11 protein-coding genes and 1 pseudogene are annotated in these 16,002 nt (G+C 68.9%); 2 read left to right on the top strand and 10 right to left on the bottom strand.

Annotation, left to right across the window (positions count from 1 at the left end; all coding sequences use genetic code 11):
- Nucleotides 1–69: 69 nt before the first annotated feature.
- The 7 genes from VGJ96_03535 to VGJ96_03505 form a co-directional block, all read right to left on the bottom strand.
- Nucleotides 70–612, bottom strand: a complete 543-nt coding sequence (locus VGJ96_03535) for a DUF6702 family protein (GenBank protein HEY3286175.1) — start codon at nt 610–612, stop codon at nt 70–72.
- Entirely contained in the window at nt 609–2,717 is a 2,109-nt protein-coding gene (locus VGJ96_03530; protein HEY3286174.1) for a M1 family metallopeptidase, read from the bottom strand. The genes VGJ96_03535 and VGJ96_03530 overlap by 4 nt, the downstream gene beginning before the upstream one ends.
- Nucleotides 2,718–2,807: 90 nt before the next feature.
- Complete coding sequence (locus VGJ96_03525; protein HEY3286173.1) at nt 2,808–3,410, bottom strand: HupE/UreJ family protein; 603 nt, start codon at nt 3,408–3,410, stop codon at nt 2,808–2,810.
- Between the two features lie 65 nt (nt 3,411–3,475).
- Nucleotides 3,476–6,724, bottom strand: coding sequence for an efflux RND transporter permease subunit (locus tag VGJ96_03520; GenBank protein ID HEY3286172.1), 3,249 nt, complete (start codon nt 6,722–6,724; stop codon nt 3,476–3,478).
- Nucleotide 6,725: 1 nt separating this feature from the next.
- Nucleotides 6,726–7,841 carry an efflux RND transporter periplasmic adaptor subunit gene (locus tag VGJ96_03515; GenBank protein HEY3286171.1) on the bottom strand — a complete coding sequence of 372 codons (1,116 nt, stop codon included), beginning with the start codon at nt 7,839–7,841 and terminating at the stop codon, nt 6,726–6,728.
- An 11-nt stretch (nt 7,842–7,852) separates the two neighbouring features.
- Nucleotides 7,853–9,247 carry a TolC family protein gene (locus tag VGJ96_03510; GenBank protein ID HEY3286170.1) on the bottom strand — a complete coding sequence of 465 codons (1,395 nt, stop codon included), beginning with the start codon at nt 9,245–9,247 and terminating at the stop codon, nt 7,853–7,855.
- Nucleotides 9,244–9,939 carry a helix-turn-helix domain-containing protein gene (locus tag VGJ96_03505; GenBank protein ID HEY3286169.1) on the bottom strand — a complete coding sequence of 232 codons (696 nt, stop codon included), beginning with the start codon at nt 9,937–9,939 and terminating at the stop codon, nt 9,244–9,246. Before VGJ96_03505 ends, VGJ96_03510 begins: the two co-directional genes overlap by 4 nt.
- A 219-nt stretch (nt 9,940–10,158) precedes the next feature.
- On the opposite strand from VGJ96_03505, the gene VGJ96_03500 reads away from it, so the two are divergent.
- The gene (locus VGJ96_03500) at nt 10,159–12,414 is read left to right on the top strand and encodes a DUF6259 domain-containing protein (protein ID HEY3286168.1); all 2,256 of its coding nucleotides are present in this window, start codon (nt 10,159–10,161) and stop codon (nt 12,412–12,414) included.
- 85 nt (nt 12,415–12,499) lie between these two features.
- Here the strand turns inward: VGJ96_03500 and VGJ96_03495 are convergent, their stop codons facing one another.
- Nucleotides 12,500–13,057 (bottom strand): helix-turn-helix transcriptional regulator, encoded by a 558-nt coding sequence (locus VGJ96_03495; protein HEY3286167.1) that lies wholly within the window; start codon nt 13,055–13,057, stop codon nt 12,500–12,502.
- Between the two features lie 50 nt (nt 13,058–13,107).
- Between VGJ96_03495 and VGJ96_03490 the strand changes: the two are divergent.
- Nucleotides 13,108–13,620: pseudogene (locus tag VGJ96_03490) on the top strand (DUF2231 domain-containing protein).
- A gap of 20 nt (nt 13,621–13,640) precedes the next feature.
- On the opposite strand, the gene VGJ96_03485 reads toward VGJ96_03490, so the two are convergent.
- Nucleotides 13,641–14,915 carry an alpha/beta hydrolase gene (locus VGJ96_03485; GenBank protein HEY3286166.1) on the bottom strand — a complete coding sequence of 425 codons (1,275 nt, stop codon included), beginning with the start codon at nt 14,913–14,915 and terminating at the stop codon, nt 13,641–13,643.
- Nucleotides 14,915–15,994 carry a phosphotransferase family protein gene (locus tag VGJ96_03480; GenBank protein ID HEY3286165.1) on the bottom strand — a complete coding sequence of 360 codons (1,080 nt, stop codon included), beginning with the start codon at nt 15,992–15,994 and terminating at the stop codon, nt 14,915–14,917. Before VGJ96_03480 ends, VGJ96_03485 begins: the two co-directional genes overlap by 1 nt.
- Nucleotides 15,995–16,002: the final 8 nt, after the last annotated feature.

Here is a 16,002-nt window from a genome sequence, read left to right as displayed (position 1 = left end):
CGCACGGGACCTCCCTCCTCGTTCCACCTCTCCTCCCCGTCCCTTGGCCTCTACCCCCTCCTCGTTCCGCTAGAACTTCAACACCTGCTCCGTCCTATCCCCCGCCTGGAAGTACAATCCCCTCCGCTCATCGCCCGGCTGCTTTGCCACCAGCACCGTGTTCTGCTGGTCATTGAACGTCTCGAACATCAGGTGTACGCGCACGCCGAGCGACTTCACGGGCTTGGCGGCCTTCCACTGCACGAGCACCCAGTAGATGGGCTGGTCGCCGTCCATCTCGCCGCCACTGTCGAGCAGCTCGCCGGTCAGCTTCGTCCCCTCGGCCGTGAGCAGGAAGTTCTGCGTGAGGTATGCGGCAACGGCGGCCCTGGAGGCGGCATCGTCGCCGATGGATCGCTTGAGGGCCTTCTGCAGGTCGTCCCGGAACATCCGCACGCGAGCGACGACGGCGTTCCCCTCGATCACCATGCGCGTGTGCGTGAGATGCAGGTCGTGCGGCGCCCGTACGTGGTGCGCCGGAGCGCTCAGCGGCCGCGCGCCGACGAGCGCGATCGCACAGAGGGCGACCGCGAGCGAATGCCACCGTGCGCGGCGGCGCGCGGCCGTGCTCACGGCTGCACTCTCGGCACCGGCTTCCAGGCGTTGTTGGCGCGGTTCACGTCGGCAAAGACCTCATTGGGGTCTACTACCACCTGCGCGAGCGCTTTGTTCGAGAAGTAGCCGTAGGTGAAGGTCTTCTCGTTGAAGCGCCAGACGTCCGCGGGCAGCTTGATCAGGTCCGACGTGCCATCGTCGTAGGTCACGCCGAGCTGGATGGGCATCACCAGGCCGCCCTTCTGCTCGACGGTGATGGTGTGATAGAACTTGCCGCGCGCCGTGTTGCCGGTGATGTCGGTGGCGTTCTGCGTCTGCACGCTGCCCAGCGCCTGGTCATTGGCGTACGTCGTGTAGAAGATGCCACGCCACCACCAGTTGAGGTTCTCGCCCGCGCCGTTCACGATCGTGCGGAAGAAGTCGGCGGGTTGCGGCTTCCGGAAGACCCACTTCTGCGCGTACTCGTGGAAGGCGCGGTCGAACTGCGCCGGCTCCAGCACCTGCTCACGCAGCATCACCAGCGTCGCCGCCGGCTTGGCGTACGCCTGCGGGCTGTAGTTGGCGTAGACCAGGTCCGACTCGGTCATCATCGGGACCTGCGCGACTTCCCTGAAGTAGTCGACGATCTTCGGCGCCGGACCGCGATTGGACGGGTAAGCGGGATCCCACTCCTTCTCGGCGTAGTACTGGATGAACGAGTTCATTCCCTCGTCCATCCACCCCCAGCGGCGCTCGTCCGAGGCGAGGATCATCGGGAACCAGTTGTGCCCGACCTCGTGGATGGTCACCGAGATGAGCCGCCACTTGAGCGACGGATCGAACGTGCCGTCAGGGCGGGGACGCGCGCCGCAGAAGGCGATCATCGGGTACTCCATGCCGCCCACCGAGCCATGCACGTTGCTCGCCACGGGGTAGGGATACTCGATGACCATGCGCCCGTAGGTGACCATGGTCTGCCTGATGGCCTTGGTGCTGTACTGGTCCCACAGCGGCATCGCGTCGCGCGGATAGACGGAATGCAGCTCGATGAGGCGGCCGCCCTTCGCATACCGGAAGCCCATCGCGTCCCAGACGAAAGTCCTGGAGCTCGCCCATGCGAAGTCACGCACGTTCTGCGCCTTGAAGCGCCAGGTGAGCGGCGCCCGGCCGGCGGGGCGAGTCTCGGGCTTGGTCACCTCATCCGGGCGGACAATGAAAACCGGCTCGTCGGAACTCCATGCCTGCAGCAGTCGCGCGCGCTGAGTGGCGGTGAGCACCTCGTTCGGGTTCTGCAGCACGCCGGTGGCGCGCACGATATGATCATGCGGCACCGTCATGGCCACGTCGAAGTCGCCGAACTCCTGGTAAAACTCGCCCTGCGAGTAGAACTGGTCGTTCACCCACCCGCTGACGTCGTCGTACACGGCGGCGCGCGGGTACCACTGCGCGATCTCGTACTCCCAGCCGTCCTTCACCTTGTCGCGCGCGTTGCGCTGCGTGTTGCGCCCGATCTCGGGGACGATGTACGCCCACTCGATCTCGACCTGCGCGGACTGCCCGGTGGCGATCGGCGCGGGCAGCTCGATGCACATTGACGTGCCATTCACGAAATACGGGGCGGCACGACGCGTGCCGTCGGCGCCGATGGTGCTCACCCGCGCGATGCGTGTGCCGAGCTTCTGCGCCTCCTCACCCGTGAGGTCGAGCAGGCGCAGCGCCTGGCCCGACATCTGGGCCAGGCCGCGCGGCAACGGACGCGACGACAGCTGCGCGCGTGAATCAGGGCGCTCCACGTTCTGGTCGAGCTGGAACCAGAGGTACGGGAGCGCGTTCGGCGAGTTGTTGTGGTAGGTGACGCGCTCGGTGCCCGTGATCTCGTGCTTCACCGTGTCGAGCGTGACGCGGATGGTGTAGTCCACCTTCTGCTGCCAGTACTTGGGGCCGGGCGAGCCGCTCGCGGTGCGGTACTCGTTGGGCGTCGGCCACTGCTCGATGGCGCGGAAGTTCGACTGATTGGTCTTCCTCGTCGTGTCGGCATTCAGCCACTGCGGCGGCGTCGTGACCGGCGGTCCTCCGCGCTGGGCGGAGAGGGGCGCGGCGATGCTGCAGAGCGCGGCGATGCGAAGGGCGCGATGCGGGGTCATGGCGGGCCTCAACGGAGGGCAGACGGGAGACGGGAGACGGCGGACGGGAGACGGTCGATTCCCACCGCAATCTAGGACAACGGCGAATGCCTATGCGACGTTGGCGAGTCGTTCGACGAGCAGGGTAAGGCCGATGCCGGCGGCGGCGCCGGAAAGGATCAAGACCCAGTCGCGGCGGCGTACGTGGAGCCAGCGATCGGCCGCCAGTCCCAGGGCGAAGAAGACGCTCACGATCAGCACTTGCCCGACCTCGAGTCCCAGGTTGAACGCGAGCAGCGGCACCGCGATGGACACCTCGGCCCCCAGCAGCGCGTGGAGCGCGCTGGCGAAGCCCAAGCCGTGAATGAGGCCGAAGAGTCCTGCCGTCACATAACGGCGGCGCATGGCCGCGGCGCGCGACGACGCCGTGGGCGGCGCCAACTGGTCGCCAATGGCCGCAAAGGCCATGAATACAATCGTCGCGGCGATCAACGGTTCGATCACCCGCGGGCTCGCGCGGACGATGTCGAGCGTCGCCAGGGCGAGCGTGATGGAGTGGCCGATGGTGAATGCGGTGACGAGCACGGCGATGCGCTTCCACTCGTGCACGCCATACGCCGCCGTCAAGGCGGCGACAAAGAGGATGTGGTCCCACGCGCCGATGGAGGCGATGTGGTGGTAGCCCATCCGCAGGTAGAGACTGAACTCGGACACGGCGGGGAAAATACAGCGCGGCGGCTTTCGCCGCCGCGCTGCCCACCCCTGCGCCGGGTCGCCGCCTACGGTTCCGGCGGTGGAACCACGCCCGGCACGGGGAACTCGCCGGTCATCGTATGGTGCAGTCCGGAGGCCCGCTGTTCCGCGGTGATCTCCATCTCCCGCTCCTCACTGACGAAACGGCGCTTGACCCACGTGCCGAGATCGTCGAAGTACGTATACGCGACGGGGATGACCACGAGCGTCAGCATCGTCGAGGTAATGAGCCCGCCAATCACCGCGTGGGCCATCGGCGCGCGGAATTCGCCGCCCTCGCCGAGCGCCAGCGCGATGGGCGTCATGCCGGCAATCATCGCCAGCGTCGTCATCATGATGGGGCGCAGCCGGACCGCTCCGGCCTCCACGAGCGCGGTGAAGCGGTGCGCGCCGGACCGCCGGCGCTCATTGGCATTGTCCACCAGCAGGATGGCGTTCTTGGTCACCAGGCCCATCAGCATGATCACGCCAATCATCGACATGATGTTCAGCGTCGAGCCAGCGATCAGCAGCGCGAGCAGCACGCCCACCAGCGACAGCGGCAGTGACAGCATGATGGCCACCGGCTGCGTGAAGGACTCGAACTGCGACGCGAGGATGAGGAAGATGAGAATGACCGCGAGCAACAGCGTCTCAATCACATAGCCGATCGTCTCGACGAACATCTCGGTCTCGCCGCCGAGGGAGACCGAATATCCCGGCGGCAGCTTCAGTTTGGCCGCCGCGGCCGTGATCGCATTCGATGCCTCGGTCAGCGTGGTGCCCGGCGCGGTGCTGCCCGAGATGATGACGACGCGTTCCAGGCGTGAGCGGTCGATCTGCGCGGGCGCGGTGGCCATGCTGACCGAGGCGATGTCGCCGAGCCGCGTGTACTTCGCGCCGTTCGGTCCGCCGTGGGCGGTGGGCACTGGCATCGCGCTGACGTCGGCGATGGAGCGGCGCAGTTCGGGGGCCACCTGCACGCGCACGTCGCGTTCCTCGCCGGTGGGATCCTCCCATCGGGTCGCGACCTCGCCCGCAAAGAGCGGGCGGATGGTGGCGGCAACGGCGCCAATGTCGACGCCGAGCTGGTTGGCGGCGTCGCGGTTGAGCTCGACGCGCAGTTCAGGCTTGGGATCGCCGAGCGACGACTTGACGTCCACGACGCCGGGGATTGCGGCGACCGCCGCGCGCAGCGCGGAGGAAATCCGCTGCAGCTCGTTGATGTCGGGACCGCGCAATTCGACCTGCAGCGGCGCCTGGGCGCCGCCCGGGCCCGACTGCGCGAGCACGAAGGACCGCACGCCGTACAACCGGCCGAGCCGGGCGCGCGCATCCATCATCATCGCGTTGGCGCTGAGGGGCCGTTCGTGCGGCTTCAGCAGCCGCACGTAGACCTCGCCATTGCGCACGGTGCCGGTGGCGCCCGCGCCGATGGTGGTGTAGGTGTAGGCGACGCCTTCCATGGCGCGCAGCGACGCGACGATCTGCTCGGCCTTGACGCGCGTCTGCGCGAGGCTCGAGCCCTCGGGCGTCTCGAAGTTGACGGTGAACTCGCTCTCGTCGGACTGCGGCGAGAATTCACCGCCGATGAACGGCGTGAGCGCGAAGGCCGCGACGAGGCTGAGCGTGGCGATCGCCAGCGTCTGCCACCGGTGCCGGAGCGCCCACTCGATGACGCCGCGGTAGCGGTGCGCCATCCGGTCGAACCAGGCGTTGAAGCGGGCGATCGTGCGGGTGATGATGTTGCCGGTGTGCACCCCGTGCACGTGCGGGTCCACGCCCCACCACGCGCTCAGCATCGGCGTGAGCGTGAACGACACGAACAGCGAGATGAGCACCGCCCACGCCACGGTCAGGCCGAACGCGTAGAAGAAGCGGCCAATGATGCCGCCCATGAACGCCACCGGCACGAAGACCGCGATGATGGAGAACGTCGTGGCCATGACCGCGAGGATGATCTCGCGCGTGCCCTGGCCGGCCGCCGTGAAGTGGTCCTGCTGCCGCTCGCGGTGCCGCACGATGTTCTCGATGACCACGATCGCGTCGTCGATCAGGATGCCGATCGAGAGCGAGAGCGCCATCAGCGTCAGGACGTTCACCGTGAAGCCGAGCGCCTGCATGATGATGAACGCCGAGATCACCGAGACCGGGAGTGACAGCGAGGTGATGGCCGTCGCCTTCCAGTCGTTGAGGAAGAGCATCACGATGATGACCGTGAGCAGCGCGCCGAGGAAGAGCTCGTCGAGCACGTCGGAGACCGAATTGCGGATCAGCACCGAGTTGTCGCGGACGATGCGCAGCTCGGTGCCGGCGGGCAGGACCTGCCGGAGCTTCTCGATCTGCGCGTTGATGCCGTCGGCCACGCGCACCGTGTTGGCGCCGGAGCTCTTGATCAGGTCGATGCCGATGGCGCGCTTGGCGTCCACGAGCGCCAGCGAGCGCTCCTCCTCGGTGCCATCCTCGATGCGCGCGAGGTCGCCCATGCGAATGGTCTGGCCGTTGCGCGTCGCGACGATGATCTCGGCAAACTGAAGGGGCTCCTTGATGCGTCCGCTGACGCGCACGAGCTGCTCCTGCGCCCCCAGTTCCACGCGCCCGGCCGGCACGTCGAGGTTCTGGCTCCGCAGCGCCATCGTGACCTGCGGCACCGTGATCCCGAGCGCTTCCATGCGGGCCGGCTGCAGGAAGATGCGCACCTCGCGCTTGAGCCCGCCGGAGATGCGCACCTCGCCGACGCCACCCACCGCCTCGAGCCGGCGGCGGATCGTCTCATCCGCGAGCGCCGTGAGGCGCGCCATCGGCATGTCGGGGTTCGACAGTGCAATCGAGATGATGGGCATCGCGCCGAAGTCGAACTTCTGCACGAGCGGCTGCTCGACGCCGTCGGGAAGCTCGCGCCGAATGGCGTCAATCTTGGAGCGCAGGTCCTGCGCGGCCGCATCGACGTCGCGGTCGAGCTGGAACTCGACGATCACCTGCGACACGCCCTCGAGGGAGACCGACGTGATCTTCTTGACGTCCTGCACCGGATTGAACGCTTCCTCCAGCCGGCGCGACACCTCGCGCTCCACGGTGCCGGCGCTGGCGCCAGGATACACCGTCTGCACCGCGACGATAGGGAAGTCGATCTCCGGGAACTGGTCGATGGGGAGACGGCGATAGCTGAAGAAGCCCAGCACCACCAGCGCCGACATCACCATCGCGGTGAAGACCGGCCGGCGAATGGCGAGGGCGCTCAGTCCGGAGCCGGAATGGTCGGAGGCCCGGCGGCCGCGCACGCGTTGCTCTTCCATCCTACGGCTCCTTGGCCAGGGACACCTTGGTCCCGTCCGCGATGTCGACGCCCGCCGTGACCACGACGCGCTCGCCCGCCTTGAGTCCGCTGGTGACCACGAAGACCCCCATGTCCTCGTCGCGTGCGCCCGTCACCACGGTGCGACGATGCACCGCGCCGCCTTCGACGACCAGCACATAGGGATTCTTGGTCTCCGTGCGCACCGCGTTGAATGGCACGACGACCGCCTTGACCGCTGGGCCGGTCCGGATGCGACCATGCGCGAACTGGCCGGCCACCACCTTGCCGCTGCCGTTGGCGAGCCGGACGTAGACACCGACCTGCCGTGTGGACGCGTCGGCCACCGGGTCGACGCGCGCGACCGTGCCCTTGAACTCCTGGCCGGGCATCGCGTCGATCGTGAAGACGACCGTCTGGCCGACGCGCACCTTGGCCGCGTCAATGGCCCCGACCTGTCCCTTGAGTTCAAGCGTGCGCGGATCCACCACCGTGAACACGGGATCCTCGCCCTTCACCGACTCGCCCGCCTCGGCGACGCGCTCACTCACCCAGCCATCGAACGGCGCCCGGAGTTGCGTATGCCCGGCCGACTCGGCGGCACTGGCGTACGCCGATTTCGCGGCCGCCAGCTGGGCCGCTGCGGCGTCATACCCCGCCTGCGCGGCCTTCATGTCCACCGCCGACATTGCGCCGGCGTCGAACAGCTTCCTGGCGCCGTCCAGGCGCTGCTTGGCGACGGCGAGCCCAGCGTCGGCGCTCGCGACGTTTGCCTTCGCGCTTTCGGCGCCGCTCGTCACGCCCTGCGCCTCGATGCGCGCCATCACCTGGCCGCGGCTGACCCGCGATCCGCGGTCCACGGTCACGTCGCGCAACGTGCCGCCCACCTGGGCGCGCACGCGCACGGCATCGGCGGGGTCGAGCGCGCCGCTCACGACGACACTCGGGGCCAGTTCCGCGACCCTGGCCGGGGCCACATCGGCGGCGCCGAGAGTCACGGGTGGGGCGGTGTCGCCCGTATCGGATTTGCCGCCACAGGCGGCAAGCGCGAGCGGCGCGACGGCGAGCAGAAGGAACAGACGGGCGGCGGGGACGCCGCGGCGTGGGGTGTTGGTCATGGGAGTCATGGTCAGCGGGCCGTGGTCATGGCGGCGGAACTCGCGCCCAGGGCGCGCTGCAGTCCCGCGTCGGCGATGTGGTACTGGGCGACGGCTTGGGCGTAGTTGGAGCGGGCCATCAGGAGCGCCAGTCGGGCGTCGCTCACTTCGAGATGCGTCGCGAGCCCCTGGTCGTAGCGCAGCACGGTGAGGTCGTACACCCGCTGCGCCTGGTCCACCGTGCGCTGGCGCGCGACGATGGCCACGGCGGCGCGCGTGCGCTCGCCGAGTGCCTGCTGGTACTGCAACTGCACGGCTTCGCGGAGCTGCGAGAGCCGGTACTCTTCCTGCTTCAATCCGATGCGCGCCTGCGAGAGGTCGGCGCCCCGCTTGAACCCGCTGAACAGCGGCACCTTCAGCGTGAGCGAGGCATTCCAGTCGGTCAGCCAGTCCCGCCCGTTCAGGGAGTAGACCTGCTGCGGATACATCAGGCGGCCGAGGCTCATGCGGAAATCGATGGACGGGATGTACGCCGCGATCGCCTGCTTCACGATCTCGTGGGCGATGCGCACGTTTTCCTGCTCGGCCTGCACGGCGGCGCGCTGCCCCGAGACCACCGCCGGATCGAGCGGCGACTCGGCGCGCATCACGGGCGCGACGAGGGCGGTCGTGAGCACCAGCGGCGTCGTCATGGGCACGTTGACGAGGCGCTTGAGGTTGAGCGTGGCGATGGCGGCGGCGTTCTGCACGTCGACGAGCTGCGGCTTGAGGTTCTCCAGCGAGACTTCGGCGCGGAGCACGTCCAGCTCTGAGCCCGTGCCCGCGGAGAGCCGCAGGCGCTCCTGTTCGAGGAAGCGCGTGGCCTGCGCCACGGCCTCGCGCGTGCTGGACTCGAGATCGGCGGCCAGCTGCGCATTCACGTACGCCGTGCGCACCTGATACTCGGTTTCGGCGAGCTGCTCGCGCAGGCCGAGGCGTGACGCGCTCTGATAGTAGGTCGCGATGCGCAGGGCGCTGCCGAGCCGGGGCGAGAAGATCGCCTGCGTGGCGGTCACGTTGGCCACGTACTGGTTGACGCGCCCGAACGGCAGGTTGGCGAACAGCTTGGCAATCGGAGCCAGCGCCGAATCCGCCGCCGCGTCCGGGTTGGCCCGGACCTGGAACGGCGAGGCGTAGGTGCGCTGATACATGAAGCTGCCGTCGAGCGTCGGCAGGGCCGCCGAGCGCGCGGCTTTCACCTGCGTGGACGCGATGTCCACCTGGGAGCGGGCGAGGCGCGCCTCTTCGCCCAGGGTGCCGGCGCGCGCGAGCGCCTCGTCCACTGAAATGCGAACCGTGTCGGCGGTCGCCGGGCGCTGCGCGGCAAGCGCCGGCGCGACGAGGACGGCGAGGGCGCCGAGGCGCGCGAGATGCGTGGTCAGTGTCACGTGGTGGCCCTGCGCTTGCCGCGGGCCGCGGAGACGCGGACCGTCGGGCGAAGGCTGTGGAGGAAGAGTTCGATGGTGGAGTCCACCATCCGGTCGTGGTCGAACGGATCGAGCGCGTCGAGCCCCAGCGTGTTGCGCCAGAGCTGCTGCAGCAGCAGGCCCGACGTGAATATGCGCACCGCGACATCGGCGTCCACGTCGGCGCGGAACTCCCGCGCGGTCTTGCCGCGGTCGATCAGCATGGCAAGCAGCGCCCAGCCGTCAACGAGCGTGTGCTGCACGGCGCGCGCGAAGAGTTTCGGGGCGTCGGCGTGCAGGGCGAGGTAGACCACGCGCAGCAGGCGCTCATTCTCGTCGGTGGGCTCGGCGAAGCCCCGGCGCATGATGATGCGCAGTTGCGCCGAGACCGGTCCGGTGGTGCTCTCGGCCAGCGCTTGCAGGTGCTTGAATTCGGTGCGGTCGCCAACCTCGCCAAGGCGAAGCAGGAGGGCGTCCTTGCTCTTGAAATAGTAGTAGATGGTCCCCTTGGTCACGCCGGCGGCGGCGGCGATGTCCTCGAGCCGCGTGGCGTGGTAGCCGCGCTCGGCAAAGACGCGCAGCGCCGCGGCGAGGATCTCGCGCGGACGGTCCTCGGGCCGGCGCGTCCACTTGGGACGCGTGACGCGGCGCGGCTTGACTCGCCTTTTGACCATTCAGTCAGATATCGTGGAGTCGATGGGTTGGCTGCCTGCAGAGGCCGTCGGGAATCGGGACTCCACGAAACGACGCCGGGCCGCATCGCCTGGGGGTGTATCTATCTTGCGAGTATAATACAAAAGTCGTGCTCCGGCGTCAAATTGGGGCCGACTCGTGATGGGCCGACGCCGGCCGGTGTCCCGGGTCTGCCTCCCCACCCCTGATCCCCTCGCCCAATGCGTCTGTCACGCCTTCGCTCCCTCGTCGGCCTGCTCTGCGCCGTCACCTCCGCGGCCGTCGCCCAGGGCCCGGCGCCCACCCTCGAAAGCGGTGGGGTGCGCCTCGTCCTTGACGGCGTCCACGGCGGCATCCGCCGGCTGGAATCCGCCTCCGGCCAGGAGGTCGCGATCCCTACGAGCGAAGCGCTGGCGCTGTTTCGCATTGAACGCGCGCCCGGCCAGCCGCCCATCGAGGCGACGAGCGCCGCGCGTTTCACGTGGTCGCGCGATGCCGGGCCCACGCCGGCGCTGAACCTGCAATGGGAGGGATTTCGCGGCTTCCCGACGCTGGTCGTGCGGGCCACCGTGCACGTGGACGCCGATTCGACGACGGCGTGGCACATCGCGCTGGACGGCATCAGCGGCCTCGGCGTCGAACGCGTGATCTATCCGCGGCTGGGCGGCATCGGGCTCACCGAGATGGCCGAGCTCTCCGTGCCGCTCTGGATGGGCCAGCGCGCCAAGGACCCGCGCAACCTGCTCTCGGGGCGGGATGGCAAGGGCCGGCGATTCGAGTGGGGATACCCGGGCCAGCTCTCCTTCCAGATGATCGCGCTGACGCGTCCGAACTCGGCCGGTCTCTATGTGGCCACCGACGATTCGCTGGCGTACCGCAAGTCGTTCATCATGTCGGGCGATCAGGAAGGGTATGGTCGCGTCGAGATCGCGCACGATCTTTCCGATCCCGCCAAGGCGACGGCGTATGCGCCAACCTACGCCGTCAAGCTCGGCGTGATCCACGGCACGTGGATGCACGCGGCGGAACGGTATCGGACGTGGGGTGAACGGCAGGCGTGGGCGCGCAACAGTCGCGTGGCCCGTGGCACGGCCACCAAGTGGATGCGTGAAACAGGCGTCTGGGTGTGGAACCGCGGGCGCGCATCCCAGGTGCTCGATCCGGCCATCATGTTGCGCCAGCAGGTGGGGCTCCCGGTCAGCGTCTTCTGGCACTGGTGGCATGCGGGACCGTACGACACGTCGTTCCCCGACTATCTCCCGCCGCGCGACGGCGTGCCGACGTTCACCGCGGCCGTGAAGAAGGCGCACGCCGCCGATGTGCGCGCCATCGTCTACATGAACCAGCGGCTATGGTGCGTGCAGACCCCCAGCTACAAGCGCGAAGGGGCCGAGCGCTATGCCGTGCGCGAGCGAGACGGCCGCGTGCGGCTCGAGACGTACATGGTCTTCGATCCCAGCCCGTGCGCGCCGATGGACATTGCGACCAAATTCTGGCGCGACAAGTATGCCGGCATCGCCGACACCGTCGTGCAGCAGTACGGCATCGACGGCATCTACATGGATCAGGCGGTGCTCAGCCTCCTGTGCTGGGCGCCGGATCACGGGCATCCAGTGGGCGGCGGACACTACTGGATGGACGGCTTCCGCGAACTGGCCGCCGACTTGCGCCGCCGCAACGGCACGTCGCTGGGCCTCGCCGGTGAAGGCGGCGGCGAGAGCTGGCTCCCCGACCTCGACGCCTTCCTCACGCTGCAGGTGAGCCAGGAGCGGTACAGCGATCCGGCGAGCGGGTGGGATCCCCTGCCGATGTTCCAGGCCGTCTACCACCATCACGCCATCACGTACGGCACGTACGGCTCGCTCACGTATCCGCCGTACGACGAGATGTGGCCGGATTCCACGCGGCCGGCCAACGCGCTGACGCTGCTCGACGAGAAGTACCGCCGCCAGTTCCTGATGGAGCAGGCGCGCATGTTCGTCTGGGGGATGCAGCCGACGATTGCCAATCTTCTTCCCGAGCAGTTCACGCAGCGCGCCGGTGAGATCGACTATCTGGGCCGGCTGGCGCGCCTGCGTCACGCCCATCGCGAGTGGCTGCAGGACGGGGCCTTCGTGATCCCGCCGGCGTCGAACGCGCCGGAGCTGGCGTTCACCGGATCGCGCATTTCCATCTATGCGGCGCGGCGGGGCGGGGCCACGGAAGTTCCGCTGCGCGCACCGGCGGTGCTGACCGGCGCCTGGCGGGCGGCCAATGGGCAGGTGGGGATCGCGCTGGCGAGCATCGATGACGCGGCGCACTCGATCACGCTGACGCTCGATCCGGCGCGACATGGGACGACGCGCGGCGCGACGGTCTGGCGGGTGGACGCGTCGGGAAGGAAGCAGGTGGCGACACTGGCCGCGGGGGCGCGCACCCTGACGGTGGATGTCGGCGCGCTCGAAGGGGTGCTGCTACTTCTGGACCCAGCGAAGTAGGGACCGCTGCGTGCGACGCAGGGCGCGAGATCGCTCGCGCCCTGCGTGATTTTCTGGATCTGCGCCGCCGTCTCACGACGTCAGTTCATTCGTCGCGCGGGAGCAGCAGGTCCTCGAGAAAGAACGCCGCCAGTTCCGCCCGCCCTGCCAGGCCGGACTTCTGGTAGACGGTCACGGCATGCTGTCGCACGGTGCGTTCACTGCGCTGCGTCGCTCCCGCAATCTGCTTGTGGCCGTACCCCTTGAGCAGCAGCAGCGCGACCTCGCGTTCAGCCGCCGTCAGTTTCCATGCATCGAACTGTCCGTCGATGGCCGCACCGAGTCCCGAGAGCGCCGTCTGCGCGCTCGCGCGCCACTGGTCGCGTTCGGCCTGGAGCGTGGCGTGCCGCGAGGCGAAGGACTGGCGCGCCGCGGCGAGCGACTGCGATGCCCGGCGCCAGCCGCGCCAGAGCCAGACGGCGAAGGAGAGGCTCACCGTCATCATCGCGACTTCGAAGATGACGTGCGTGGACACCCAACGGGCTGGCCGATCGAGGGCGAGGTCAATGCCGCCGCCGACGGCGACCAGGATCAGGACCCCGGCGACGACGAGTGGAATCGCGCCGGCGCTCCCCTCGTCCTCAGTCAGAAAAGAGTCGTTCATGCCTAACGCTACGCCACGCAAGGCCTTGGGCGCCATCCGGCATTTGACGGATGGCAATTGTCCAGTGGAGAATGGACAGATGCCGGATGGTGAGCGCTCCGCTCCGGGAGCATTGTCCGCCTGAACCTCAACTGGAGCATCACGTGCTGCCCGATCCCCTGCATCCCGTCGTTGTGCACTTCCCGGTCGTCCTTTCCGTCGTGCTGCCGATCGTCGCGCTCGTCGCGCTGTACGCCATCAAGGGTGGCGCCCGACCCCTGCGTGCCTGGGGCGTCGCCGTCGCGGTGGCCGCGGCCCTCACCCTGAGTTCCTGGGTGGCGGTGGAGACGGGCGAACAGCAAGAGGAGCGGGTGGAGGACGTGGTCGGCGAGGCGCGGCTCGACACGCACGCCGATGCGGGGCAGACCTTGCTGTACACCTCCGTGGGCGTGCTTGCCGTGCTGGCCCTTGGCTTGATGCCGGGGGACAAGGGACGCGTGGCTCGATACGCTGGCGCCTTCGGCACGCTCGCGGTGGCGGGGATGGCCTTCCGGGTGGGAATGACCGGTGGCGACCTCGTCTACAAGCACAACGCAGCGTCGGCCTACAGCGCGCCTGGTGGCGCGGGCGGTGAGGGCGGCGAGGGAACGGCTGCCGCGAAGGGTGAAACGCGTGCGTCCGGCGAGAAGGGCGAGTCGGGCGAGAAGGGCGAGTCGGGCGAGAACGGGGAGCGTTGATGCAGGCAATCGGCGAGGAGCTCGCGAATCGGCTTGGCGCCGGGCTTCAGGCGCCACCGTCCGACGCCGACTGAATCGGCCGCGCCGGCCGCCACCCTGCACGAGGGTGGCGCGCCGGCGACGACCACATCAAAGAAGTCGGCCAGCGCCGCGCTCGCCCAGCGCGCCGCATGTCGCGCGCTGAGAAACGCGAAGAGGGCCGGATCGGCGCGCGCCCCGTGCGTGTCGTCCACGAGTTCGATGCCGATGAGCGGATCGCCACGCCGCGTGATGCCGGAGGCGCGGCGTTCGCGATTGACCAGCGCCGACGCCCCGAGCAGGTAGTCGCTGGCGGAACCGTACAGGGCGACGCGGTCGGCGAGCTCGGGCAGGTACGGGGCGAACTCATTCCGAAAGCGATCCGCCCCCACGTCGGGCGAGAAGATGCCAAAGGCGCGCAGCGGATGCGCGGTGAGCATCGCGCGATTGGCGGCATCGGTGACGGTCCCGGCGAGCGCGACGCGCGTGCCCATCGAATGCGCGAGGAGCACGATGTCTGGCGTCGCCTGATGCACTTCGCGCAGTGCCCGCGCGAACGCCGGGCCGCTTTGCGCCGCGACAACGGCATCCTGATGATAGGTCGAGATCGGTGAACGAAACGTCCGCTTCAGGTCGTGTGCCGGCCAGAGGAACAGGACGAGCGGTCCCCGATGCTCGCCACGCACCTTGACCTGCGTTCCCTGGTTGGTCGCGGCATCGGGGTTGGAGGCGTATCCGTGCAGGTAGATCAGCACTGCCCCGTCGGCCGACGTGTCGCGCGCGGCCGCCCGCCGCAGTCGGGCACGCCACGTGGTGGCGTCGAGGGCGAGGGAATCCACGCGGCGCACGCCCAGCTTGGCGAGCTCCGTCATCTTGTCGGGACTCGCGTCTATGCGCATGACGTACACGCCGTGCCAGAGCGAATCCGTGGTTTCCCGCGTGAATCCGTGTTCCGTGCGGCGGCGGTTCGAGACGACGAAGACCGTGTCGAACGACGTGATGTCGGGTTCGCGCGCCGGGCGCGCCGTCGACGCCCGCAGCGCCCGGCTCCACGAGCACGCCGTGGCGAGGCCCCCGCCGGCCGCCGCCACGCACAGCATCACCCCCAGGCGGAGCGCTTTCATCACAGTCGCGACAACCGGTCGGCATCGAGGGCGCGCGACGCGAGTGCGCCAAGAGCCGCCACCGCGGTATCGAGCCGGGCGAAGCGCGGATCCCTGGTGTGACCGGCCGTGTAGCGTGCGAAGATCTGCTGTGCGATGACCGCCACCTTGAACAGGCCGAAGACGAAGAGCCAGACCGGCGCGCCGGCGCTGCGTCCCGTCGCCGACTCCCACGCCGCGACTACCTGCTCGCGCGTCCAGGTGCCCGGCAGCGTGGTGATGCCGATGCCCAGCTGCACCAGCGGCGGCGGATCGCCGGCTTCGATCCAATAGCCGAGCGTCGTGGCCAGGTCGAGGCGCGGATCGCCGATGGTCGCCATCTCCCAGTCGAGCACGGCGCGAACGCGCGTGGGATCGGCGGGGTCGAGCACGAGGTTGTCGAACTTGAAGTCGTTGTGCACGAGCGTGGCGTCGCCGGTCGCGGGGGCGTTGGCGGCGAGCCAGTCGACGACGCGCTCGATGCCGGGCACCTCGCGGGTTCGGGCGGCCTGCCAGCGGCGCGTCCACCCGCCCACTTGCCGCTCCACGTAGCCGTCGGGCTTCGCGAGCGTCTCGAGGCCGGGCACGCGCCAGTTCACGCGATGCAATCCGGCGAGGGTCTCCACGGCGGACGCCGACAGGGCGCGCAGTTGCGTGGCGCCAAACGAGAGTGACTCGGGGAGCGTGCCGCGCACGATCAGTCCGCGCACCCGTTCCATCACGACGAACGGGGCGCCGATCACGCCGGCGTCGGCACAGATCGCGACGACCGCCGGCACCCGCGGATAGGCGGGACGGAGCGCGGCGAGCAGGCGCCCTTCACGCAGCACGTCATGCGCGATACCGGGCTGCACGCCGAAGGGCGGCCGGCGCAGCACATACTCGTCGCCGCCCGCGCGCACGAGATATGTCAGGTTCGAGAACCCCCGCGGGAACTGCTCCACCTCGACCGAATGCACATGCCCAATGGTCCCCTCCCACCACGCGCGCAGGGCGTCGAGCGGAATGGACTCACCGTCGCGGACGGGAGCGGGACGATCGAGCAGGGAGTCGAACGACAACGGAACGG

It is taken from the genome of Gemmatimonadaceae bacterium (assembly GCA_036504815.1).
In the GTDB taxonomy this organism is placed as follows: Bacteria; Gemmatimonadota; Gemmatimonadetes; order Gemmatimonadales; family Gemmatimonadaceae; genus PNKL01.
This window is presented reverse-complemented; position numbering and strand designations above follow the sequence as displayed.

Excerpts from the sequence above, each read along its gene's own strand:
- VGJ96_03485 (HEY3286166.1), bottom strand. The coding sequence starts at position 14,915 with ATGAAAGCGCTCCGCCTGGGGGTGATGCTGTGCGTGGCGGCGGCCGGC.
- VGJ96_03515 (HEY3286171.1), bottom strand. The coding sequence starts at position 7,841 with ATGACCAACACCCCACGCCGCGGCGTCCCCGCCGCCCGTCTGTTCCTT.
- VGJ96_03505 (HEY3286169.1), bottom strand. The coding sequence starts at position 9,939 with ATGGTCAAAAGGCGAGTCAAGCCGCGCCGCGTCACGCGTCCCAAGTGG.
- VGJ96_03530 (HEY3286174.1), bottom strand. The coding sequence starts at position 2,717 with ATGACCCCGCATCGCGCCCTTCGCATCGCCGCGCTCTGCAGCATCGCC.
- VGJ96_03495 (HEY3286167.1), bottom strand. The coding sequence starts at position 13,057 with ATGAACGACTCTTTTCTGACTGAGGACGAGGGGAGCGCCGGCGCGATT.
- VGJ96_03500 (HEY3286168.1), top strand. The coding sequence starts at position 10,159 with ATGCGTCTGTCACGCCTTCGCTCCCTCGTCGGCCTGCTCTGCGCCGTC.
- VGJ96_03520 (HEY3286172.1), bottom strand. The coding sequence starts at position 6,724 with ATGGAAGAGCAACGCGTGCGCGGCCGCCGGGCCTCCGACCATTCCGGC.